Below are 21,186 nucleotides of genomic sequence, written 5' to 3'. Positions count from 1 at the left end.
GGTCATCAAGGCGATGGGCCCGGCCAAGGAGGGCACATGACTGCTGCCGTCGCACCACCCGCGGCCTCCTCCGTCCCCGCGGCCAGGGCCAGGGTCCGGCGCGGATGGACCCAGCACGGGTTGCTGTTCGTGGCGCCGTTCCTGCTGGTGTACGTGGTCTTCCTGGTCTGGCCGACCCTGCTCGGCTTCCGGATGAGCCTGTCGAGCGTCAACATCGCCGGCGGCAACGACCACCTCGTCGGGTTCGCCAACTACGCCGAGGCGTTCGGCGACCCCCGCATGTGGCGCTCGTTGTGGAACACGCTGGTCTTCACCGTCCTGAGCACCATCCCGCTGGTGTTTCTCGGGCTGGTGTTCGCGCTGCTGGTGCACCACCTGCGGTTCATGCAGTGGTTGTGGCGGCTGTCGTTCTTCGGGCCGTTCCTGCTGCCGTCCGCCGTGGTGTCCATCCTCTGGCTGCAGATGATCTACCCGCCCGACTACGGCCTGCTCAACGGCACGCTCGGCACCGACGTCCTGTGGCTCGGCGACCCGTCCACGGCCATGTGGTCGGTGGTGCTGACCACGGTCTGGTGGACGGTCGGCTTCAACTTCCTGCTCTACCTGGCCGCCCTGCAGGCCATCCCGCAGCACCTGTACGAGGCCGCCTCGATCGACGGCGCCACGGCCTGGGACAAGCTGCGCTCCATCACGCTCCCGCTGCTCGGCCGCACGACCGCGCTCATCGTGGTGCTGCAGCTGGTCGCCTCGCTCAAGGTCTTCGACCAGATCTACCTCATGACGGGCGGCGGTCCCGACGACTCCACCAGGCCGATCATCGAGTACGCCTACGACGTCGGCTTCACCGGCTACCGCATCGGCTACGCCTCGGCCGTCTCCTACATCCTGTTCGTCCTGATCGTCATCGTCTCCCTGGCGCAGCTCCGGCTGTTCCGCAAGCGCGAGGAGGTCGCGTCGTGACCAAGCGGTTCAGCTTCAGCCAGGCCATCCTCCTGCTGGCCGCGCTCGTGCTGGCGGCCATCTGGCTCGCCCCCATCGCCTGGGCGGTGGCCACCTCGCTCAAACCCGAGGACGAGACCACCGTGACCCCGCTGCAGTGGTTCGGCAGCGAGATCACCTTCGACTCGTACGCGCTGGTCCTGGAGACCGGCGGCATCCTCAAGTGGGCCGTCAACTCGACCGTCACCGCGGTCATCGTCACGTTCATGACCGTGCTGTTCTCGGCCATGGCGGCCTACGGGTTCGCGCGCACCCGGTTCAAGGGGCAGCGGGCGCTGCTGGCGGTGATCCTCGCCGGGATCATGGTGCCGCCGCAGGTGCTCATCGCACCGCTGTTCGCCGAGATGGTCACCTTCGGGCTCGTCGACACCTGGTGGGCGATCATCCTGCCGCAGGTGGCCGCGCCGCTGATCGTCTTCATCCTGTTCAAGTTCTTCCAGGACGTGCCCCCCGAGTTGGAGCAGGCGGCGTTCGTGGACGGGGCGGGGCGATGGCGGGTGTTCTTCACGATCGTGCTGCCGCTGTCGCGGCCCGTGCTGGCCGCCGTGTCGATCTTCACGTTCATCAACACGTGGAACAACTTCCTCTGGCCGTTCCTGGTCTCCACCGACCCGAACACCATGACCCTGCCGGTGGGCCTGGCCAACGTCGTGCAGGGCACGTTCGGCCTGCGGTACGCGCAGATCATGGCCTCGGTGGTGCTGGCCGGGCTGCCGCTGCTGGTCGTGTTCGTGCTGTTCCAGCGGCAGATCGTACGCGGCGTCGCCCACAGCGGCCTGGCGGGCCAGTGACGGGCGGGCGGCGTCACGGCTCGACCGCGCGGGGTGACCCAGCCCGGTGTCAGAAACCGTGACCGGGGAATGACATTCGCATGACAGGCGCCGCACCTGAAGCCGGCCACATTCCCCTCAAACGGGCTATCGGCCCCAAGCTTCTCATCCTTTTCATCATCGGCGACATCCTGGGCACAGGCGTCTACGCGCTGACCGGCGTGGTGGCCGGCCAGGTCGGTGGCGCCCTCTGGATGCCCTTCCTGTTCGGCTTCGTCATCGCGTTGCTCACCGCGATGTCCTACGTCGAACTGGTCACGAAATACCCCAGGGCGGCGGGCGCCGCGCTCTACACGCAGAAGGCCTTCAAGAAGCCCTTCTTCACGTTCATGGTCGCGTTCACGGTGATGTGCTCCGGTCTCACCTCGGCCAGCGCCGCCGCCCGCGCGATCGGCGGCGACTACCTGGAGGCGTTCTTCACGTTGCCGAGCGTGGTGGTCGGCATCGTCTTCATCGTCGCCGTCGCGGCGCTGAACTACCGGGGCGTCTCCGAGTCGGTGAAGACCAACATCGTGTTCACGCTGATCGAGCTCACCGGCCTGCTGGTGATCATCCTGATCGGCGTCTACGCCGTGTTCACGGGGGCGGGCGAGCCCTCCAGGCTGGTCGAGATCGACACCGAGCAGGCGGGCGGCCTGATGTACGCCCTGCTCGGCAGCACCGCGCTGGCCTTCTTCGCGTTCGTCGGGTTCGAGGACTCGGTGAACATGGCCGAGGAGACGCAGGACCCCTCGCGGAACTTCCCCCGGGCGATCTTCCTCGGGGTGGCGATCACCAGCGTCGTCTACATCCTCGTGGCCCTCACCTCATCGCTGCTCGTCGCGCCCGGGGTCCTGAAGGAGTCGTCCGGCCCGCTGCTCGAGGTGGTGAAGGCCGGCGGGCTCAACTTCCCGCCGCAACTCTTCGCCGCGATCGCCATCTTCGCCGTCGCCAACTCGGCTCTGATCAACATGATGATGGCCTCCCGGCTCGTGTACGGCCTGGCCAACGAACGCGTGGTGCCCCGCCGCCTCGGCTGGGTCGATCCGCGCCGCCGTACTCCGGTGATCGGCATCATCTTCACCACCGCGCTGGCCATCGCGCTCATCTCGACGGGAGAGATCGCGGGGCTCGGCGACACGACGGCGTTCCTGCTGCTGTGCGTCTTCACGATCGTCAACGTGGCCGTGCTCGTGCTGCGCAAGGACCGGGTGGAGCACGCGCACTATCGCACGCCCACGGCCTTTCCCGTGATCGGCGCCGTGCTGGCCTTCATCATGGCGAGCCCGCTGACCGGCCGGCCCGCCGAGGTGTACGTCCGGGCGGGCCTGCTCCTGGCCGTCGGGCTGGTCCTGTGGGGGATCAACTGGCTGGTGGTGCGCCGCCAGAGGGCCTCGTAAGCGCACGAACGGCGGCTCGTCAAGAACCGCGGCACACAGAACGGACCCCCGGCTTCGACGAGAAGCCGGGGGTCCGCCAGAGCTGGTGGACGATACTGGGATTGAACCAGTGACCTCTTCCGTGTCAGGGAAGCGCTCTCCCGCTGAGCTAATCGTCCGTGGAGGTGGCGACGGGATTTGAACCCGTGTGGACGGCTTTGCAGGCCGCTGCCTCGCCTCTCGGCCACGCCACCGAGCCCAAACTCCGAGCGGAAGACGGGATTCGAACCCGCGACCCTCACCTTGGCAAGGTGATGCTCTACCACTGAGCCACTTCCGCGTTGCTCCGTTAACTCTAGCGGGTTTTTCGACCGGATGCTTCCGGTCCTTGGTCGCGGAGCAGCCGGACCATGCCGCGTTCGGTCGCGGGCAGGCTGAGGAAGATCTCCAGGATCCTCGTCAGGCGGTGCACCTCGATGCGGTGGAACGAGGGGCCGTCGGAGCGGGCCAGCACCAGAGACAGCGCCAGAGGTGGCAGCGGGGCATGGATGACGTGCAGGTCGTCGTCGAGGGTCAGGGCGACGGGGCGGGCCGGGACGTCGGCCGGGATGGCGGGCGGCTGCTGCGGGGCACGCCAGCTCGCGTAGACCACCCGCTGCTCGGCCGTCATCGTGGCGGCCCAGTCGGCGCTGAACAACACGGGGAGCGAGTCGACGAGCGTGGTCAGCGCCCGGTCGCCCGCCGTGGTGATGAACTTGAGGATCTCCAGCTCGGGGTAGGTGCCCGGGGCCTCCCGGGTGGTCCAGACACCCTCGACCGTCACGCCTTCGACGCCTTCCAGGCTTTTGACCAGCGCCTGCCTGGGCGTGCCCGCCGGGTTGAAGATCGTGATGTCGTCGACGGCCCGGCCGGCGCCCCGGTCGAGCACGGTCACCTGGGTGATGTCGGCCCCCGCCGCCCCCAGGACCGTCGTCACCTGGGCCAGAGAGCCGGGCCGGTCAGGCAGCACCAGGCGCACTCGAAGAAGCATCCGTGTCCCCTCGCATGAAGATGCCGGTGCACAGTTTATCGGTGAGGGGTGCGGCGGTCCGTGCTTTCGGCGCCGCCTCGCTCGCTCACGGAATCATCACCGGCGTCATCACCGGCGTCATCACTGGGGCCGTGCTCACGCTGGGCGCCGCGGCGGCCACCCCTGACGGCACGGCGGTCACCGACGAAGCGGTGGTCACTCCTGAGGTGGAGAGCAAGGACGTCGAACGTCAAGGTGACGTCCCCGAAGAAGCGCTGATCAGGCCCCGGACGAACTGAGGTCGCGGACACTCGTCCCACCCGGGGCCGGACCCATGGGCGAATACCGCTCGCGGCCAGACCTGCGCTACAACTGAGCGGGTGAAGATTGGGCCGATCGAGGTGTGGCCGCCGGTGGTGCTCGCGCCCATGGCGGGCATCACCAACGCGCCGTTCCGGGTGTTGTGCCGCGAGCAGGGCGCCGGATTGTTCGTGTCAGAGATGATCACGACGCGGGCGCTGGTCGAGCGCAATCCCAAGACGTTCAGGATGATCCGGTTCGCGGAGTCCGAGCGGCCCAGGAGCATCCAGCTGTACGGCGTCGACCCCGCCATCGTGGGCAGGGCGGTCCGGATGATCGTCGAGGAGGACCTCGCCGACCACGTCGATCTCAACTTCGGCTGCCCCGTGCCCAAGGTGACCAGGCGCGGGGGCGGGTCGGCGTTGCCGTACAAACGGCATCTGCTGCGGCGGATCCTGCGCGAGGCGGTCGCGAACGCCGGGCCGCTGCCCGTGACGATGAAGATGCGCAAGGGCATCGACGACGATCACCTCACCTATCTTGACGCCGGGCGCATCGCGGTCGAGGAGGGGGTCGCGGCGATCGCCCTGCACGCCCGCACGGCCCGCCAGCACTACGGAGGCGTGGCCGACTGGGCGGCCATCGCCCGGCTCAAGGAGGCCGTGCCGGAGATCCCCGTGCTGGGCAACGGCGACATCTGGTCGGCCGACGACGCGCTGCGGATGGTGGCGCGCACGGGCTGCGACGGCGTGGTGGTCGGGCGCGGGTGCCTCGGCCGGCCGTGGTTGTTCAGAGATCTGGAGAACGCGTTCAACGGCAGCCCCGAGCGGGCCAGGCCGGTGCTCGGCGAGGTGGCCGAGACGATGGCCAGGCACGCCGAAGGGCTGACCGGGTGCTTCGACATCGAGCGCTACGCGGTGGCCGACTTCCGCAAGCACGTCGGGTGGTATCTGAAGGGGTTCCCGGTCGGGAGCGAGCTGCGGCGTGAGCTGGCCACGGCCGAATCGCTCGACGGGCTGCGCGAAGGGCTGGCCAAGCTCGATCACGACCAGCCGTGGCCGCCCAACACCGACACACCGCGCGGCAAGTCGGGTGAGCGGTCCAAGGTGCTGCTGCCGGACGGGTGGCTGGACGATCCGTGGGACTGCGTGGTGCCGGAGGCGGCCGAGTCGGACGTCTCCGGCGGCTGACGCGCTCAGTGCGGGCCGGTGATCTCGGTGCCGCAGGGGCCGCCGCCCACGGCCGGCTCCAGCCGGATCCGCTCGCCCGACATCGTGAGCGTCGGGTAATACTCCGCGATGCGCTCGGCCGAGCGGCCCGTGTAGTGGCAGATGAAGCTGCGCCTGAACCGGTCGCTCGTGGTGTTGGGCTCCGAGCCGTGCACCAGGCTGCCGTTGAAGAACAACACGTCGCCGGGGTCCATGTCGACGGGCACCCGTTCGAGGCCGGGTGGCGGCGGCACGTACTCCCTGGTGAACGACGTGCCCTGGTCGGCCTCCTCGGGGCAGAACAGGTCCATCAGGTGCGTCCCCGGCACCACTTCCAGGCCGCCGTTCGCCCGGTCCACCCGGTCGAGCGCCACCCAGGCGGCCACGCAGGTGCCCGGCTCGACGCGGAGGTAGAAGTTGTCCTGGTGCAGGGCCTGGCCCCTGGCGCCCGGCGGCTTGAAGTAGAACATGCTCTGAGCTGCTATCGGCTCCTCGCCGAGGAGGTCGCGCAGGATCGCGGCGATGCGCGCGTCGAGCAGGAAGCGCAGGGCCACGTCGTTCACCTGGTGCGGGTGCATGATGCGCGGATAGTCGCGCAGGATGTCGTACGGCCGGCCGGGCTCCTGCGGCTGCGGGGCGAAGTGCCCGGGGATCGGCCCCCTGGCGTGCAGCGCCATGAACTCCTCGCGCAGCTCGGCCACCTCCTCCTGCGACAGGAGGGCTGGCGCCAGCATGAATCCCTGGTCGTGGAAGTCGTTGAGCCTCATGGGCCTCACGCTAGAGAGCACGTTCGTGCGACGGTATGCCTGTGACCGCTGAGGACCTGTCTGTTCCTGCTGCCGAGCTGTTGATCGTGGGCCACTACGACAAGGCGCCCGGCTACGCGACACGCCGCCCGGCGGGGTCGCCCAGCTGGCTGCTGCTGTGGACGGAGGCGGGGGAGGGGCTGGTCGAGCAGGGCGGCACGTCGTTCGCGGTGTTGGCGGGGGATCTGGCGGTGCTGGGCTCGGGGGCGGCGCAGCACTACCGGGTGCGGGCGGGCGCGGAGCGGTGGCGGTTCTGGTGGGTGCACTTCCAGCCGCGGCCGGGCTGGGCGGCGTGGCTGGCGCCGTACGCCGAGGGCGACGGCTGTCACCTGGTCGCCGGGGTGCCGCCGTCCGTGCACGAGCGCGTCGATCTGGCGTTCCAGCGGGCGCTCCAGGACGCGCGCTGGACGCCGGGGTTCGCGCCGGTGGCGCCGGTCGAGGCGCGGGTTCCGGCGCTCGCCGTGGGCGGGCCCGCGCGGGAGCTGGTGCTCGGCGCGGTCGAGGAGGTGCTGGTGCTGGCCACCGCGTCCGCGCGCCCTGAGGCCACGCGGACGGGCGAGGAGGGCGACGAACGTGTCCGCCGGGCCCTGGCGATCATCGCGGCCGAGCCCGGCGCCCCGCATTCGGTGGCCTCGCTGGCCCGTGCCGTGGCGCTCTCGCCCTCCCGCTTCGCCCACCTGTTCGCCGAGCAGACCGGTCAGACCCCCATGCGGGTGGTGCGCCGGGCGCGGGCCGGCCACGCCGCGAGCCTGCTGGAGGTGACCGACATGGACGTCGGCCAGGTGGCGCTGGCGTGCGGTTTCGTCAGCCCTTTCCACTTCAGCCGGGCCTTCAGCAAGGAGTACGGGATGCCGCCCCGCGACTATCGTGCCCGCCTGCGGGACCGGCGGCCCGCTCAGACGTCGACGGGGCCGCCGCTGCGCCAGTAGACGTTGTCCTCCCGGGACAGCAGCCCTTCGTCGACCAGGTAGCGGCGCAGCGCCGCGTGGTCGTCGTGGAAGGCCCGCAGCGCCACGTTCACGTCCTTCTCCGCATAGCGCACTCCCGGCTCGAACACCCGCACGATGTACCGGAGCACGACGAGCCGCTTGTCGCGGCGCATCGTCGTGGTCGTCAGCCGCCCGCCGACCAGGAACGTCCGCAACACCCGCTCCTCCGCGCCGAGTTCCCCGGCCGGCTCGTCGGCCGATTCCGCGTGGGCGCGCAGCAGCTCGCGGAACCGCTCGGGCGTGGCCCGCCACGTGCCGTCGTCGCCGCGGGCGGCCAGGCCGCCCGCGGCCAGCCTGTGCAGCGCCTTGGGGGACGGGTCGCCGGGGAGGCCGAGCACCAGGGCGGAGAAGGCGCGCAGCGTGTCGTCCTGGGAGAGCAGCCCGAGGACGCGCCGGAGGTCGTGGTCGTTCACCTCACCCATTTTGTCCTATGATCGACGCGAGGTTTTCCTGACTCTTTGTAATCGCATATGTCACGAAATGTCTCGATCTTGAGACATGGCTATGACACGACCTCAACACTCAGAGCCGGACACTTAATCGACAGGCCTGTGCCGGGGCGCCCTTGCCAGTCCGTTCCGGCACAGGGCTTGTCGCTTCTCCGGGGATCTCAGAGCCGGTTGAGCCCGATCACGTGGAGCACGGCCCGCCCCTCCTCGTCGGAGGCGGCCAGGTCGACCTGGGCGTCGATGCCCCAGTCACCGTCGCCGGCCGGATCCCTGATCGTCTGGCGGACCTTCCACAACCCGCTCTCCTCCTCGATCCGCAGCAGCGCGGGCCCACGGGCGTCGGCGTCGGTGAGGATCTCCTCGTGGTCGTCGTAGTACGCGTCCAGCGCCGCGCCCCAGTCGACGTCGGGGGCGAGCTCCTCCAGCTCGTCCTCCTTCTCGACGGCGCAGAGCTCGACCAGCCGGAACATGGCGTTGCGCACCAGAACCCGGAACGCCCTAGGGTTGGCGGTGACCGGGCGCACCTTGGCCTCCAGCTGGTCCTTCTGCTCCAGCACCTCGGCCGGGTTGGTCAGCTTCTCCCACTCGTCGATCAGCGACGAGTCGACCTGGCGGACGAGCTCGCCGAGCCACTCGATCAGGTCGACCAGGTCGTCGGTCTTGAGATGCTCCGGCACCGTGCGCGACAACGTGCGGTAGGCGTCGGCCAGGTAGCGCAGCACCGTGCCCTCGGACCGGGCCAGCTCGTAGAACTGGATGTACTCGGCGAACGTCATGGCCCGCTCGAACATGTCGCGCACCACGGACTTCGGGCTGACGGTGTAGTCGCCGACCCACGGATGCCCGCGCCGGTAGGTTTCGTACGCCCCGAGCAGCAGGTCGTCCAGCGGCATCGGATACATGACCTCGGCCAGCTGCTCCATCCGCTCCTCGTATTCGACGCCGTCGGCCTTCATCTGCGCGACGGCCTCGCCCCTGGCCTTCTTGAGCTGGGCGGACAGGATCTGGCGCGGGTCGTCGAGGATCGACTCCACGATCGAGACCACGTCGAGCGCGTAGACCGGCGACTCGCGGTCGAGCAGGTCGAACGCGGCCAGCGCGAACGTCGAGAGCGCCTGGTTGAGCGCGAAGTCCTCCTGCAGCTCGATCGTCAGCCGGGCCCGCCTGCCCTGCTCGTCGGGCTCGGCGAACTGCTCCACGATGCCGCCGGCCAGCAGCGACCGGTAGATCGCGATGGCCTGGCTGATGTGCCGCCGCTGCCACTTGCGGTCTTCGTGGTTGTCGGTCAGCAGGTGCTTCATCGCCTGGAAGCAGTCGCCCGGCCGGTTGATCACCGCGAGCAGCATGGCGTTGCTGACCTTGAAACGCGAGTTGAGCGGCTCGGGCTCGGCCTCCTGGAGCTTGACGAACGTGTCCTCGCTCCAGCCCACGAAGCCCTCCGGCGGCTTCTTGCGGGCATAGCCGCGCCGCCTCTTGGGGTCGTCGCCGATCTTGGCCAGCGCCTTGGCGTTCTCGATGTCGTGCTCGGGAGCCTGGCAGGCGACGTAGCCGATCGTGTCGAAGCCCGCCCGGCCGGCCCGCCCGGCGATCTGGTGGAACTCGCGGGCGCGCAGCCGGCGCACCTTGTTGCCGTCGTACTTCGACAGCGCCGTGAACAGCACCGTCCTGATCGGCACGTTGACGCCGACGCCGAGCGTGTCGGTGCCGCAGATGACCTTCAGCAGCCCCGCCTGCGCGAGCCGCTCCACCAGCCGCCGGTATTTCGGCAACATGCCGGCGTGGTGCACGCCGATGCCGTGGCGGACCAGCCGCGACAGGGCGCGCCCGAACCGGGTGGTGAACCGGAACCCGCCGATCATCGAGGCGATGGCCTCCTTCTCGGCCTTCGTCGCCATGTTGATCGACATCAGGGCCTGGGCCCGCTCCATGGCCGCGGCCTGCGTGAAGTGCACGACGTAGACCGGCGCCTGGCCGGTGCTGAGCATCTCCTCCAGCGTCTCGTGCAGCGGGGTCATCCGGTAGGAGTAGACGAGCGGCACCGGCCGCTCCGAGTGCTTGACCACGGACGTGGGCCGCCCGGTGCGCCTGGTCAGGTCGCGCTCGAACATCGACACGTCGCCGAGCGTCGCCGACATCAGCACGAACTGCACGTTGGGCAGCTCCAGCAGCGGCACCTGCCAGGCCCACCCGCGGTCGGGCTCGGCGTAGAAGTGGAACTCGTCCATGACGACCTGGCCGATGTCGGCCGCGGCCCCGTCGCGCAGCGCCACGTTGGCCAGGATCTCGGCCGTGCAGCAGATGATGGGCGCGCCCGCGTTGACGCTCGCGTCGCCGGTCATCATGCCGACGTTCTCGGTGCCGAAGACGGCGCACAGGTCGAAGAACTTCTCCGAGACCAGCGCCTTGATCGGCGCGGTGTAGAACGTGCGCACGTCACGCGTCAGCGCGGCGAAGTGGGCGCCGGCGGCCACCAGCGACTTGCCCGACCCCGTCGGCGTGGCCAGGATCAGGTTGCTGCCGGAGACGACCTCGATGAGCGCCTCCTCCTGGGCGGGATAGAGGGTGAGCCCCCGCTCGGAGTTCCAGGCGACGAAAGCGTCGAAGATGGCGTCGGGATCGGCGTCGATGTCATCTGGCAGGCGGTCAACGAGTAGGCTCACGCCCTCTATCCTGCCGAAGTTTGCCCGATGGTCGAACCGGCTCCGCCCCGATCAGGTCAAACCTCCAGGTCGAGCTGGAGCAGGACCGTGTCGACCCAGCGCCCGTGCTTGAATCCCACGGCCCTCAGCCGGCCGGCCTCGGCGAAGCCGTACACCTCGTGCAGCCGCGCCGACGACGGGTCGCCCGAGTCGGCGATCACCGCCACCACCCGGCGGGCGTGGTTCCGGCGCGCCGCGTCGATCAGCTCGCCGAGCAGCAGCCGGCCGAGCCCGCGCCCGGTCATGCCGGGCGCGATGTAGATGGTGTCCTCGACGGTGTGCCGGTAGGCGGGCTTGGGACGGTATGGAGCGAGGTAGGCATAGCCGGCGATCACGCCGTCCACGTCGGCCACCAGGAACGGCAGCCCGGCCCGCGTGACGCCGGCCGCCTTCGCCCGCCAGTCGTCCAGCGACGGCGGCGTCTCGTCGAACGTGGCCACGCTGCCCGTCACGTAGTGCGCGTAGATGGCGGCGACGGCGGGCAGATCGGCCCCGGCGAGGGCTCGGACCTTCGTCATGCCCCCATTCTGCGCACCGGCGCGTTACGCCGGTGTTTCCCCGACCTCACGCCCCGGCGCGCGGCGCCGTCACCAGCAGCCCGCCGAGCAGCGCGATCACCGCGAGGAACGGCCCGCCGCCGGGGGCGAAGCCGCCCACGGTGAGGATCAGCACCCCCGCGCCGACCAGCGCGGTCGCCCCCAGCACCGTGCCCCAGCCCTCCTTGCCGTACGGCAGCGCGGGCGGCGTCTCGAACCGGGCGAACCCCTTCAGCAGCGGCCACAACACCAGGCACAGCAGCCCGAACCAGAGCGGCCATCCGGCGAACCAGAGCGCGCTGCCCGGCGCCGGCGTCTCGATGCCCAGCAGGACCACCACGACGCCGGTGACGGCGAACAGGGCCGGCATGTGCCACAGGTACACCGTCATGATCCGCGGCCCCGCCCAGTCCAGCAGCCGGCCCGTGGGCAGCCGCAGCAACCACGGCCGCAGCAGCACGGCCAGCCCGATCTGCCCGGCGGAGACGGCCAGCATGGCGAGGGTGGGCGGGGCCATGTTCGACATCTCGGCGCCGGGCAGCCCGATCATGCTGCCCGGGTAGGGGCCGTACGCCACCAGCGAAGCCGCCGCCCCGAAGCCCCCCGCCGCCAGCGCCCACGCGTGGCGCAGCCGGCCCTCGGCGTAGAGGAAGCCGAGCTGGTGCACGGCCAGCCAGACGAACACGATGTTCAGGTAGCCCACGGCCTCGACCCCGGTGGAGAAGCGTGCCACGTCGGTCAGCACCGCCCCGGCCGCCAGCCCGGCGGGGATCCACAGGCCGTACCTCTGGTGCAGGCGCAGCGCGTACGGGGTGGCCGTGACGGCGATCAGGTAGACGGCCAGGAACCACAGCAGCTGCCCGGTCAGCTTCGCGCCCACGTCGAGCGGCTGCTCGGGCACGCCCAGCGTGAGCAGGATGTGCGGCAGCGGGATCCACACCGCGGCGAGCGGCAGGAGCGGCCAGGCCAGGCGGCGCAGCCGCTCCGCCAGCCACCGCGGCGCGCTCTTGCCGGTGCGCCCGAAGCTGATCGCGTTCGCGGCGCCGCCCGCGAAGAACACCAGCGGCATCACCTGGCTGATCCAGGTCACCACCCACACGCCGGGCGTGGACAGCGCGTTGCCCGTGCTCAGCCGGACCCCGTCGTACGACAGCACGGGGATGGTCCAGTGCTGCAGGACGATCAGCGCCATGCCGAACACGCGCAGCAGGTCGATGAACGGATCCCGCGCCGCGCGCACGCCTGCCGTGCGGCGCGGCCCCGTGGTCGTGGTGGCCGCGGCGGTGGGGCGGTCCAGCAGAACGGTCATGGGGGCGCCTCGATTCGCAGGGGACGGATGACTCAAGGCTTCCGTCGCGGGCGCCCGCGCACATTGCCGCCGCCCACCCTGTCGAGGTCAAGATCGCACCACCGGCTCCGGTAGGGCTGGCCCTACCCCCGCACACCGGCGCACCCGCTCGTCCGGGACGACGGGACGAAATACGGTTGAGGCCATGCGCTCCCTGATGAGGCGTGTCCTTCTCGACACCCGTTACACGCTGGTGGGCTTCCCCACGACCGTCATAGGTTTCGTGCTCATGGTCGCCGGCTTCTCCGCCGGCACGGGCACCCTGGTCGTGTGGCTCGGCGTGCCACTCCTGGCCGGCACGCTGATGATGGCGCGGGGATTCGCCGACGCGGAGCGCGGCTGGCTGTCCGACGTGCTCAAGCGCCCTCCGGTGCGGCCCCGCTACAAGCCGGCCCCGGACGGCGCGGGCTGGTTCCGCCGGCTGGTCAACCCGCTGACCAGCGGGCAGTCCTGGCTCGATCTGCTGCACGGCATCGTCAGCCTGCCGTTCGCCATCGTGGCGTTCGTGCTGACGGTCGTCTTCTGGGCGATCCCCCTGGCGGGGCTGACCTGGCCGCTGTACGGCATCATCACCATGCGGATCCCCGGCAACACGGAGCTGCCCGAGCTGCTCGGCCTCGGCGACGGCTATCTCGTCAACGTGGTCTTCCACGTGGGCATCGGCCTGGTCTTCGCGGTGCTCATGCCCTTCATGGTGCGCGGGGCCGCGCTGCTGCGGGCCGGGCTCGGCAGGGCGCTGCTGACCGGCGTGGCCGAGCTGCACGAGCGCATCGACGACCTGGCCGAAGGGCGCGCCGCGGCCGTCTCCGCCGAGGCCAACGCGCTGCGCAAGCTGGAGCGCGACATCCACGACGGCCCGCAGCAGCGGCTGGTCTCGCTGGCCATGGAGCTGTCCAGGGCGCAGCGGCAGATGGCCAAGGACCCCGAGGCGGCGCAGGTCACGCTCAAGTCGGCGATCGGCGCCACCCGCGAGACGCTCGACGAGCTGCGCGCGCTCTCGCGCGGCATCGCGCCGCCCGTCCTGTCGGACCGCGGTCTCGCGCCCGCCCTCGCCGCCCTGGCCGGGCGCTGCACGATCCCGGTGGACCTGGACGTGCAGACGGTCGATCGTTATCAGGCGTCGGTCGAGAACGCCGTCTACTTCGTGTGCGCCGAGGCTCTCACGAACGTGGCCAAGCACAGCCGCGCCACCATCTGCACGGTCCAGCTGGTCCGCATCGGTGACGGCCTGATGCTCACGATCGGGGATGATGGTGTCGGCGGCGCGAGCGTCGCCAAGGGACACGGTCTCGCCGGGCTGGCCGACCGGCTCCGCGCCGTCGACGGGGAGCTGACGATCCAGTCACCCGACGGCGGGCCGACAACGATCGTGGCGGAGGTGCCGTGCGGGTAGTCGTGGCCGATGACGCGGTCCTGATCAGGGAGGGCCTGGTCAGGCTGCTCGAAGAGTTCGGCTGCGAGGTGGTGGCGGCCGTCGGTGACGGCCCCGGCCTCGTCGAGGCCGTCGCCGGGCACAAGCCCGACGTGTCGGTGGTCGATGTGCGCATGCCGCCGTCGTTCACCGACGAGGGGCTCAGGGCGGCCGTCGAGGCGCGGCGCAGGGTGCCGGGCGCGCCCGTGCTCATCCTGTCGCAGTATGTCGAGGTCTCCTACGCCGACGACCTGCTGGCCGACGCCCGGGGCGCGGTGGGCTACCTGCTGAAGGACCGCGTCGTCGACGTCGACGAGTTTCTCGAGGGCCTGCGGCGGGTGGCCGCCGGCGGCACCGTGTTCGATCCGCAGGTGGTGTCCCAGCTGATGGTGCGCAGGCGCAAGGACGACCCGCTGGCGCAGCTCACGCCGCGTGAGCGTGAGGTGCTCGGGCTGATGGCCGAGGGGAAGTCGAATCCGGCCATCGGGCGGCAGCTCGTGATCAGTGACGGGGCCGTGGAGAAGCACATCAGGAGCATCTTCAGCAAGCTCGGCCTCTACGCGGAGGACAGCGACCAGCATCGCCGGGTGCTCGCTGTGCTGACCTACCTGCGGTCCTGACCCTTATGTCGTTGTCGGTTCGCCCGCACCCCCGGCCCCGGCCCGCCGGCGAGCGGGGGCGGCTCCGCTCTCCGGTCCCTCCTCGGCCGCGCTGAGGGGTGGCTGGCCGGTCCGCGCGGCGCTGCGCGCGGACCTGGCCGCTCGGGGTCAGCCGAGCGCGTCGACCAGCTTCTTACGCTGCTGGGCGCCCAGGCCGCCGAGACGGCGCTTCTCGTCGACGCCCGCCTCCTCCATCAGCGCGGTGGCCTTGGCCGGACCCACGCCCTTGACGGCGCGCAGCGCCTGGGAGACCTTGATCTTCTTCGCGATGTCGTCGTCGCGCTCGAGCAGCTGGGCGAACGTCAGCTCGCCGGCCTTGACCTTGGCCAGCAGGGCGGTGCGTGCGGCACGCGCCTCGGCCGCCTTGGCCAGAGCCGCTTGACGCTGCTCGGGGGTGAGGGTGGGAAGTGCCATCTCTGTTCTCTCCTCGGGGAGTTTTACGTTCGGGTTCTGTTACCCGTGGTGCAGTGGCTAATCATGGCGGATACCAGCGGTTCGTGTTGCGGAAAGCGCCCGGCTCAACGTGCCGGCCACCCCGTCGTGGCCGCTCACGCGCACGCCACGTGCCGCGTGACCGGGCCTTCGCCGGCCCTCATGCCGCCGACCACGCGTTCTCCCACACCGTAGCCCCCACGGAGCGGGTGCGACCTCAGCGGCGGCCGGACCGGGCCCCGGCCGGCCCTGCGAGCGTGGCGCCGCGAGCCGCCGGCCTCGCCGGGTCCGCGGTCGTCCCTCGCGGGGCGGCCGAGGTGCGCGCCCCGCCCGGCGCGAGCACGCCTCCGTACCCTTCATACGCTGGGGAAACACCGGACATCGCCCGTGCCCGCGAGCGCCACGGGGATGGCCGCGCACGCCCGGCACGCCCCGCGTCGCGCCCGCCTCCGTCATGGGGGCGCGAGCTCCGGGTTCGCGCGTTCGCCGCCCGGGTCATGGGGGTCCGGCCCGGCGGATCCTCGCAGCCGTACGGCTCGCCGGCGGGGGGCCGTACAAGATCGCAAACGTGTTCGGATACGGAGGGCGCTATTGCGGCTTATCCCTACGCGGGGTGGAATGCGTCACATTTCGCCTTTCGGGCGTGTCGCGACCCTGGTCAGGGTGGTTTTCCGCCACCTTTCGAGCCCTTCGGGGGTCAGGAAGGCGTCGAAGACCGACTCCATGGCGCCCAGCAGCGCCCCGCGCCAGCCCAGAGCCGACCCCGCGATCCTGGGCGGGGGGTCGCGGCGGATCGCCATGAGGCGGGGCTCGCAGGCCCGCAGCAGCGTCCCGCCCGCGCGCTCCGCCAGCTCCACGCCGTGGCCCGACAGGGTCACCACCTCCGGATCGTGGGCGTTCACCAGGGCGGCGATCCCCCGGCCGAGCGCGGCGGCGCCGGCCGCCACCGCCTCCTCGCTCGTGGCCAGCACCCGTTCGGCCTGCTCGCGTCCCCGGCCGCCGCCGTGCTCCAGGCCGACGTGGCGCAGCAGCGCGTTCGCGCCGACGTCCATGCCCCAGCAGCCGATCGCCCCGCACATGCAGGGCCGGTCGCCGCCCCCCAGCGGCATGTGCCCGAACTCGGCGCCGGTGCCGCTCGCCCCGCCCAGCGGGCGCCCCTCGACGACCAGCACGCCGCCCAGGTCGAAGTCCACATGCAGGTGCAGTCCCACCCGCACCCCTCGCAACCGCCCGCGCCGCGCCTCCGCCAGCGCCGCGAACGCGGTGTCGTTCCCGACCACCACCTCGCTCGCGCCCGGTGCGGCGTCCTCCCGCGGGGCGTCGCCGGGGGCGGGGGACAGGCCGAGGAGGGCGGGTACGTCCACCGAGCGCCAGCCGAGGTGGGCGATGTCCACCAGGCCGCCGAACCGCACCGGCCCCGCCAGGGCGACGCCGACGCCGACGACCCGGTGGCCGAGCCGGGACGTGTGGGCGGCGACGGCCTCGCCCAGCGGAACGAGAGCGCCCTCGGGCGTGCCGTCGTGCGGGCGCACGTCCAGGACGGCGACCCGGCCACCCAGCTCGCACGCCGCCAGCTCCCACGCGTCCTCGCGCACGTCCGCCGCCAGCGCCAGCGGCCCGCGCGGATGAGGGCCCGGCACCTGGGTCGGGCGTCCCCGCGCGTGCTCCTGGGCCGGCTCCTCGTGCAGCAGCCCGTCCTCGGCCAGCCCGGCGACGAGCACCGACGCCGTCCCCCTCGCCAGCCGCAGGTCGCGGGTCAGCCGCGATCGGGTGCTGGTGGCCCCGCAGTCGTGGACGGCGCGCAGCAGCCGCACCCGGTTGTGCGCGCGAAGCTCGCCGCTCGTCGTGGCTCCGTTCACGAACACAGTTTATGCTCTAGCCGTGAACAAAAGCGTCATTGAAGCCAGGCGTGCTCGTGCCGGAGTTTTCGGATTTTTCATCCTCTGCGGTTTTGTGATGGGTCTCTGGGCGGCCGGGCTGCCGTCCCTGAACGACCGGCTCGACCTCGGTTTCGCCCGGCTGGGCAGCATCCTGCTGCTGATCTCCGGCGGTGCGCTGGTGTCGATGCTGGTGGCGGGATCCCTGGTGGACCGGTGGTCCAGCAGGCGGGTGTGCTGGTTCGCCGGCCCGTTCTCGGCGCTGGTCCTGCTCGGCCCGGCGCTGGCGCCCTCGTACGAGGCCCTCGTGGTGCTGGCGATCGTGTTCGGGATCGGGCTCGGGGTGACCGAGGTCTCCATGAACGCCCACTCCGTCGAAGTCGAACGCCGCTACGGCCGGCCGATCATCTCGGCCTTCCACGGCACGTGGAGCCTGGGCGGCGCCGCCGGGGGCGGGCTCACCGCGCTCGTCCTGCAGGCCGGGCTCGACGCCCAGTGGCTGCTGATCGCGGCGGCCCTGGTCGTGCCGTTCCTGTACGTTCCCGCGGCCCGGTTGCTGCTGCCCGACCAGCCCGAGCACGCCTCGCCGGAGCCGGGGGCCCAGAAGGGCGCCGGGCTGAAGTGGGGACTCATCGCGGTGCTCGGGCTGGCCGCCTTCGCCGGGCACCTGAGCGAGGGCGCGGCCATCGACTGGGCCGCGTTGCACGCGCGTACGGTGCTGGAGACCGACCCCGCCATGGCGCCGCTGGCGTACACGGTCTTCTCCGTGGCCATGACGACCGTCCGGCTGCTGGGCGACCCGATCAGGGCCAGGCTCGGCTCCGTGCGCACCATCCAGTTGGCCGGGCTCTTCGCCACCGTCGGCTACGTGCTGATCCTCCTCTCGCCCGCCGTCGGCGAGCCGCTCCAGGTGGTCTGCGCGTGGACCGGCTGGGCGCTGGCCGGGGTGGGGCTGGCCACGGTGGTGCCGGTGTTGTTCAGCGCGGTCGGAGCGGTCGGCGACCGGGTGGGACGGGCGCTGGCCATGGTGACGGCGTTCGGCTACAGCGGGCTGCTGCTGGGGCCCGCCGTGCTCGGCTACGTGGCCGAGGCCTCCTCGCTGCCGGTCGCGCTCGTCATCCCGACGGTCCTGGCCGCCGTGGTGGCGCTCGCCGGAGCGCCCGCGATCCGTTCGCTGCTCAGGGTCTCCGGCGCGGAGTCCCGCGGGGAAGGGGTCGTCGCGCCCGGGCCGGCGCCCGAACCCGCCCGGGACTGACCCCGCGCGGCGCCGCGTCCTGTCCGTCTTCGCGGGCCTCATCCGTCGCGCGTCCGGCATGCTCCGGGCGCGCCCGGCTTGCCGCGCCGGTGGTCGCGGATTTGCCGGCATGGCGGCTGACCTGGTGTTATGCGATCGTGACTTGACCTGCAGGTTGCGTGCCGGTTTCATGTGGCTCACGCGGTAAACGTTTACAGCAATCAGATCGTAAACGTTTACACCACAGGGAAGGACAACCGTGGCCGACGGACCCACGATCACCACGATCGCCGAGCGCGCCGGCGTCTCGATCGCCTCGGTCTCGCGGGTTCTCAACGGCCTGCCGACCAGGCAGGAGACCGTGCGCAAGGTGATGGCCGCCGCCGACGAGCTCGGCTACGTGCGCAACGCCGTGGCCAGGTCGCTCAAGTCGCGCCGCACCCACCAGGTGGCCTTCGCCATGGCCGACGTCGGCAACCCCGCCTACCTGGCCATGCTCCGCGAGATCCAGCCGGTGCTGAAGGCGGCGGGCTACCGGCTCGTGCTGCACTCCACCGACGCCGTCGTGGCCGACGAGATCGACGTGCTGCACAGCCTCGGCGAACGTTACGTGGACGGCCTGATCATGAGCCCGCTGCGGGTCACCGATCAGCACCTCGAGATGCTGGCCGCGGCCAGGGCGCCCGTCGTGATCATCGGTTCGGTGCCCGAGGGAACGCGGGCCGACAACGTGCGCGCCGACTCCCGCACCGGCGTGCGGCTGGCGATCGACCACCTCTACGCGCTCGGCCGCCGCAGGATCGGCATGATCAACGGCCCGCTCGACACCGTTCCGGGAGCCGCCCGCGGCGCCGCCTACCGGGAGGCGCTCGCCGACCTCGGCCTGCCCTACGACGAGGAGCTCGTGCGGATCGGCGACTTCTACCGCGCGGAAGGGGGCCGCGCGGTGGCGGAGCTGCTCGACAGGGTTCCCGACGTGGACGCGCTGATGTGCGCCAACGACCTGATCGCGCTCGGCGCGCTCGACGTGCTGCGCGCGGCGGGCAAGCGGGTGCCCGCCGACGTGGCGGTGGTCGGCATGGACGACACCGACCTGGCGGCGGCCTCGTGGCCGGCGCTGACCAGCGTCTCGCTCGGGTCGGCCGAGCGCGGCAAGGCCGCCGCCGAGCTGCTGCTCGACCGGCTGCAGGGCGGCGACCGCGAGCCGCGGGTGGTCACCGTGCCACCCCGGCTCGTCATCCGCGCCAGCACGGCGGGCGAGGGAGCCGCGCACGACGACGCGGGACGTACCGAGAGGAAGGAGGGCGGCGCGTGACGGCGACCGTGACGAGACCGGCGCCGCCGCGGAGGCCGCGCGCCAAGCGCCGCCGCATGTCGCGCCAGGCGCGCGAGATGTGGCTGCTGATGTTGCCCGCGCTGGTGCCGGTGCTGCTGTTCAGCGTCGGCCCGCTGCTGTACGGCATCGGCCTGGCCTTCACCGACGCCCGCAACACGCGGGTCCACGAGACGAGCTTCGTCGGCCTGGCGAACTTCACCGATCTGCTGGCCGACGACGACTTCTGGGCGTCGTTCAGGATCGGCGCCGTCTGGGCGGTCTCCGTGACCGTGCTGCAGTTCCTGGCCGCGCTCGGCCTGGCCGTGCTGCTCAACCAGAACCTGCGCTTCAGGGGCGTGGCCCGGGTGCTCGCGGTGGTGCCGTGGGCGATGCCGCCCGTGGTCATCGGCCTGATGTGGAAGCTCGTCTACCACCCCGACGCGGGCATACTGAACGACCTGCTCGGCACGGACGTCAACTGGCTGGCCGACTTCTCGCTCGCGCTGCCCGCGATCATCGTGGTCGGCGTGTGGACCGGCATGCCGCAGACCACGGTCGTGCTCCTGGCGGGCCTGCAGAACGTGCCCAAGGAGCTCTACGAGGCCGGCGAGATGGACGGCGCGGGCCGCTGGCGGCGCTTCTGGAGCATCACGCTGCCGCAGTTGCGGCCCGTGATCGTGGCGATCACCTCGCTCGACTTCGTGTGGAACATCAACCAGTTCGGCCTGGTCTACGTGCTCACGCAGGGCGGGCCCGGCGGGCAGACGCGGCTGCCGATGTTGTTCGCCTACGAGGAGGCGTTCCGCTACCGGTTCGCGGGCTACGCCTCGATGCTCGGCCTCGCCATGGCGATCGTCGTGCTCGCGGTGCTCGGGTTGTACCTGTGGCGGCAGATGAGGGAGAGCCGATGAGACGCCTACCGCAGTACGCCGCGCTGGTCGCGTACATCGTCTTCCTGGCCTTTCCCCTGCTCTGGCTGCTGTCGACGGCGCTGAAGACGCCGCAGGAGATGGCGCTGACCGAGCCGACGTGGTTGCCGCGCGAGCCGACGCTGGCCAACTTCACCGACGCGTTCGGCGAGCAGGACCTGGTGGGCGCGGCGGTGCGCAGCCTGATCGTGGCGCTGTTCAGCAGCGTGATCACGGTGCTGATCTCGCTGCCCGCCTCCTACGCCATGGCCCGCTACCGCAGCCTGCTCAACCGGGTCGCACTCGGGTGGGTGCTGGTCAGCCAGGTGTTCCCGTTCATCCTGATCATCATCCCGCTCTTCATGATCCTGCGCGAGATGGACCTGGTGAACACGCTGCCGGGGCTGGTGGCCGTGCACGTGACGTTCACGCTGCCGTTCGCGTTGTGGATGTTGCAGGGGTACGTGCGCGCGGTGCCGCCCGAACTGGAGGAGGCGGCGGCCGTGGACGGCGCCACCCGGCTGCGCTCGATCGCCACCGTCGTGGCGCCGCTCCTCGCGCCGGGCGTGGTGGCCACGCTGCTGTTCGCGTTCATCTCGTCGTGGAACGAGTTCATGTTCGCGCTCGTGATCCTGCAGAACCCCGATGTCATGACGCTCCCGCTGACGCTGGTGAGGTTCACCGGCCCGGAGGGGGTGGCCAGGCTCGGCCCGCTGGCCGCGGCGTCGCTCATGGCGACGATCCCGAGCCTGATCTTCTTCGCAATCATCCAGCGGCGCCTGAAGTCCGGCCTGATGGCCGGCGCCGTCAAGGGCTAGG

20 protein-coding genes and 3 tRNA genes are annotated in these 21,186 nt (G+C 71.1%); 12 read left to right on the top strand and 11 right to left on the bottom strand.

The genetic code is table 11. From position 1 onward, the window contains the following. The first annotated feature begins 36 nt into the window (after positions 1-36). The 3 genes from ABGB14_RS13350 to ABGB14_RS13340 all read left to right on the top strand — a co-directional run bounded on the left by ABGB14_RS13350 (position 37) and on the right by ABGB14_RS13340 (position 3,208). Positions 37-960, top strand: a complete 924-nt coding sequence (locus tag ABGB14_RS13350; protein ID WP_347643928.1) for a sugar ABC transporter permease — start codon at positions 37-39, stop codon at positions 958-960. Continuing rightward, positions 957-1,790 carry a carbohydrate ABC transporter permease gene (locus tag ABGB14_RS13345; protein ID WP_347643927.1) on the top strand — a complete coding sequence of 278 codons (834 nt, stop codon included), beginning with the start codon at positions 957-959 and terminating at the stop codon, positions 1,788-1,790. Before ABGB14_RS13350 ends, ABGB14_RS13345 begins: the two co-directional genes overlap by 4 nt. Positions 1,791-1,870: 80 nt before the next feature. Then, a complete protein-coding gene (locus ABGB14_RS13340) occupies positions 1,871-3,208 on the top strand; it encodes an APC family permease (RefSeq protein WP_347643926.1) in 1,338 nt (445 codons plus the stop codon). An 83-nt stretch (positions 3,209-3,291) separates the two neighbouring features. Here ABGB14_RS13340 and ABGB14_RS13335 read toward each other — a convergent pair. The 4 genes from ABGB14_RS13335 to ABGB14_RS13320 all read right to left on the bottom strand — a co-directional run bounded on the left by ABGB14_RS13335 (position 3,292) and on the right by ABGB14_RS13320 (position 4,217). Then, positions 3,292-3,366, bottom strand: a tRNA-Val gene (locus tag ABGB14_RS13335). A 1-nt stretch (position 3,367) separates the two neighbouring features. Continuing rightward, positions 3,368-3,441: transfer RNA gene (locus ABGB14_RS13330), tRNA-Cys, on the bottom strand. Positions 3,442-3,455: 14 nt separating this feature from the next. Further along, positions 3,456-3,527 (bottom strand) — tRNA-Gly (locus ABGB14_RS13325). A gap of 15 nt (positions 3,528-3,542) precedes the next feature. Beyond that, positions 3,543-4,217: an ACT domain-containing protein gene (locus ABGB14_RS13320; protein WP_347643925.1), complete on the bottom strand. Its 675-nt coding sequence runs from the start codon at positions 4,215-4,217 to the stop codon at positions 3,543-3,545. A 41-nt stretch (positions 4,218-4,258) separates the two neighbouring features. Here ABGB14_RS13320 and ABGB14_RS13315 point away from each other — a divergent pair, with 41 nt between their 5' ends. Then, the gene (locus tag ABGB14_RS13315) at positions 4,259-4,495 is read left to right on the top strand and encodes a hypothetical protein (protein WP_347643924.1); all 237 of its coding nucleotides are present in this window, start codon (positions 4,259-4,261) and stop codon (positions 4,493-4,495) included. 81 nt (positions 4,496-4,576) lie between these two features. Next, positions 4,577-5,686, top strand: coding sequence for a tRNA dihydrouridine synthase DusB (gene dusB, locus ABGB14_RS13310; protein ID WP_347643923.1), 1,110 nt, complete (start codon positions 4,577-4,579; stop codon positions 5,684-5,686). Between the two features lie 5 nt (positions 5,687-5,691). Here dusB and ABGB14_RS13305 read toward each other — a convergent pair whose 3' ends face one another. Beyond that, positions 5,692-6,471 carry a phytanoyl-CoA dioxygenase family protein gene (locus ABGB14_RS13305; RefSeq protein WP_347643922.1) on the bottom strand — a complete coding sequence of 260 codons (780 nt, stop codon included), beginning with the start codon at positions 6,469-6,471 and terminating at the stop codon, positions 5,692-5,694. 41 nt (positions 6,472-6,512) lie between these two features. Between ABGB14_RS13305 and ABGB14_RS13300 the strand changes: the two genes are divergently transcribed. Next, complete coding sequence (locus ABGB14_RS13300; protein ID WP_347643921.1) at positions 6,513-7,439, top strand: helix-turn-helix domain-containing protein; 927 nt, start codon at positions 6,513-6,515, stop codon at positions 7,437-7,439. On the opposite strand, the gene ABGB14_RS13295 is transcribed toward ABGB14_RS13300, so the two are convergent. The 4 genes from ABGB14_RS13295 to ABGB14_RS13280 form a co-directional block, all read right to left on the bottom strand. Continuing rightward, complete coding sequence (locus ABGB14_RS13295; RefSeq protein ID WP_347643920.1) at positions 7,406-7,921, bottom strand: DUF2087 domain-containing protein; 516 nt, start codon at positions 7,919-7,921, stop codon at positions 7,406-7,408. The genes ABGB14_RS13300 and ABGB14_RS13295 overlap by 34 nt on opposite strands. Positions 7,922-8,109: 188 nt before the next feature. Continuing rightward, entirely contained in the window at positions 8,110-10,617 is a 2,508-nt protein-coding gene (locus ABGB14_RS13290; RefSeq protein ID WP_347644346.1) for a DUF3516 domain-containing protein, read from the bottom strand. 47 nt (positions 10,618-10,664) lie between these two features. Further along, positions 10,665-11,165, bottom strand: a complete 501-nt coding sequence (locus tag ABGB14_RS13285) for an N-acetyltransferase family protein (protein ID WP_347643919.1) — start codon at positions 11,163-11,165, stop codon at positions 10,665-10,667. Between the two features lie 46 nt (positions 11,166-11,211). After that, positions 11,212-12,492 carry an acyltransferase gene (locus ABGB14_RS13280; protein WP_347643918.1) on the bottom strand — a complete coding sequence of 427 codons (1,281 nt, stop codon included), beginning with the start codon at positions 12,490-12,492 and terminating at the stop codon, positions 11,212-11,214. A 184-nt stretch (positions 12,493-12,676) separates the two neighbouring features. Between ABGB14_RS13280 and ABGB14_RS13275 the strand changes: the two genes are divergently transcribed. Beyond that, positions 12,677-13,924, top strand: a complete 1,248-nt coding sequence (locus ABGB14_RS13275) for a sensor domain-containing protein (RefSeq protein WP_347643917.1) — start codon at positions 12,677-12,679, stop codon at positions 13,922-13,924. Next, on the top strand, positions 13,915-14,562 hold the full coding sequence (locus ABGB14_RS13270) for a response regulator transcription factor (RefSeq protein WP_347621116.1): 648 nt from the start codon (positions 13,915-13,917) through the stop codon (positions 14,560-14,562). Before ABGB14_RS13275 ends, ABGB14_RS13270 begins: the two co-directional genes overlap by 10 nt. Positions 14,563-14,709: 147 nt before the next feature. Here ABGB14_RS13270 and mihF read toward each other — a convergent pair whose 3' ends face one another. Beyond that, the gene (mihF, locus tag ABGB14_RS13265; protein ID WP_043641121.1) at positions 14,710-15,015 is read right to left on the bottom strand and encodes an integration host factor, actinobacterial type; all 306 of its coding nucleotides are present in this window, start codon (positions 15,013-15,015) and stop codon (positions 14,710-14,712) included. A gap of 641 nt (positions 15,016-15,656) precedes the next feature. Continuing rightward, complete coding sequence (locus tag ABGB14_RS13260) at positions 15,657-16,892, bottom strand: ROK family protein (RefSeq protein ID WP_347643916.1); 1,236 nt, start codon at positions 16,890-16,892, stop codon at positions 15,657-15,659. On the opposite strand from ABGB14_RS13260, the gene ABGB14_RS13255 reads away from it, so the two are divergent. The 4 genes from ABGB14_RS13255 to ABGB14_RS13240 all read left to right on the top strand — a co-directional run bounded on the left by ABGB14_RS13255 (position 16,804) and on the right by ABGB14_RS13240 (position 21,185). Then, on the top strand, positions 16,804-18,165 hold the full coding sequence (locus ABGB14_RS13255; protein ID WP_347643915.1) for an MFS transporter: 1,362 nt from the start codon (positions 16,804-16,806) through the stop codon (positions 18,163-18,165). The genes ABGB14_RS13260 and ABGB14_RS13255 overlap by 89 nt on opposite strands. 238 nt (positions 18,166-18,403) lie before the next feature. After that, on the top strand, positions 18,404-19,459 hold the full coding sequence (locus tag ABGB14_RS13250) for a LacI family DNA-binding transcriptional regulator (RefSeq protein WP_347643914.1): 1,056 nt from the start codon (positions 18,404-18,406) through the stop codon (positions 19,457-19,459). Next, positions 19,456-20,370, top strand: a complete 915-nt coding sequence (locus ABGB14_RS13245) for a sugar ABC transporter permease (RefSeq protein WP_347643913.1) — start codon at positions 19,456-19,458, stop codon at positions 20,368-20,370. Before ABGB14_RS13250 ends, ABGB14_RS13245 begins: the two co-directional genes overlap by 4 nt. Beyond that, positions 20,367-21,185: a carbohydrate ABC transporter permease gene (locus ABGB14_RS13240; RefSeq protein ID WP_347643912.1), complete on the top strand. Its 819-nt coding sequence runs from the start codon at positions 20,367-20,369 to the stop codon at positions 21,183-21,185. The genes ABGB14_RS13245 and ABGB14_RS13240 overlap by 4 nt, the downstream gene beginning before the upstream one ends. Position 21,186: the final 1 nt, after the last annotated feature.

The organism is Nonomuraea sp. B10E15, assembly GCF_039871615.1.
GTDB lineage: Bacteria > Actinomycetota > Actinomycetes > Streptosporangiales > Streptosporangiaceae > Nonomuraea.
This window is presented reverse-complemented; position numbering and strand designations above follow the sequence as displayed.

Bases quoted from the DNA above. Each gene is read 5' to 3' on its own strand.
- ABGB14_RS13295 (WP_347643920.1), bottom strand. From the start codon at position 7,921: ATGGGTGAGGTGAACGACCACGACCTCCGGCGCGTCCTCGGGCTGCTC.
- mihF (WP_043641121.1), bottom strand. From the start codon at position 15,015: ATGGCACTTCCCACCCTCACCCCCGAGCAGCGTCAAGCGGCTCTGGCC.
- ABGB14_RS13320 (WP_347643925.1), bottom strand. From the start codon at position 4,217: ATGCTTCTTCGAGTGCGCCTGGTGCTGCCTGACCGGCCCGGCTCTCTG.
- ABGB14_RS13275 (WP_347643917.1), top strand. From the start codon at position 12,677: ATGCGCTCCCTGATGAGGCGTGTCCTTCTCGACACCCGTTACACGCTG.
- ABGB14_RS13305 (WP_347643922.1), bottom strand. From the start codon at position 6,471: ATGAGGCTCAACGACTTCCACGACCAGGGATTCATGCTGGCGCCAGCC.
- ABGB14_RS13350 (WP_347643928.1), top strand. From the start codon at position 37: ATGACTGCTGCCGTCGCACCACCCGCGGCCTCCTCCGTCCCCGCGGCC.
- ABGB14_RS13285 (WP_347643919.1), bottom strand. From the start codon at position 11,165: ATGACGAAGGTCCGAGCCCTCGCCGGGGCCGATCTGCCCGCCGTCGCC.
- ABGB14_RS13280 (WP_347643918.1), bottom strand. From the start codon at position 12,492: ATGACCGTTCTGCTGGACCGCCCCACCGCCGCGGCCACCACGACCACG.
- ABGB14_RS13340 (WP_347643926.1), top strand. From the start codon at position 1,871: ATGACAGGCGCCGCACCTGAAGCCGGCCACATTCCCCTCAAACGGGCT.
- ABGB14_RS13240 (WP_347643912.1), top strand. From the start codon at position 20,367: ATGAGACGCCTACCGCAGTACGCCGCGCTGGTCGCGTACATCGTCTTC.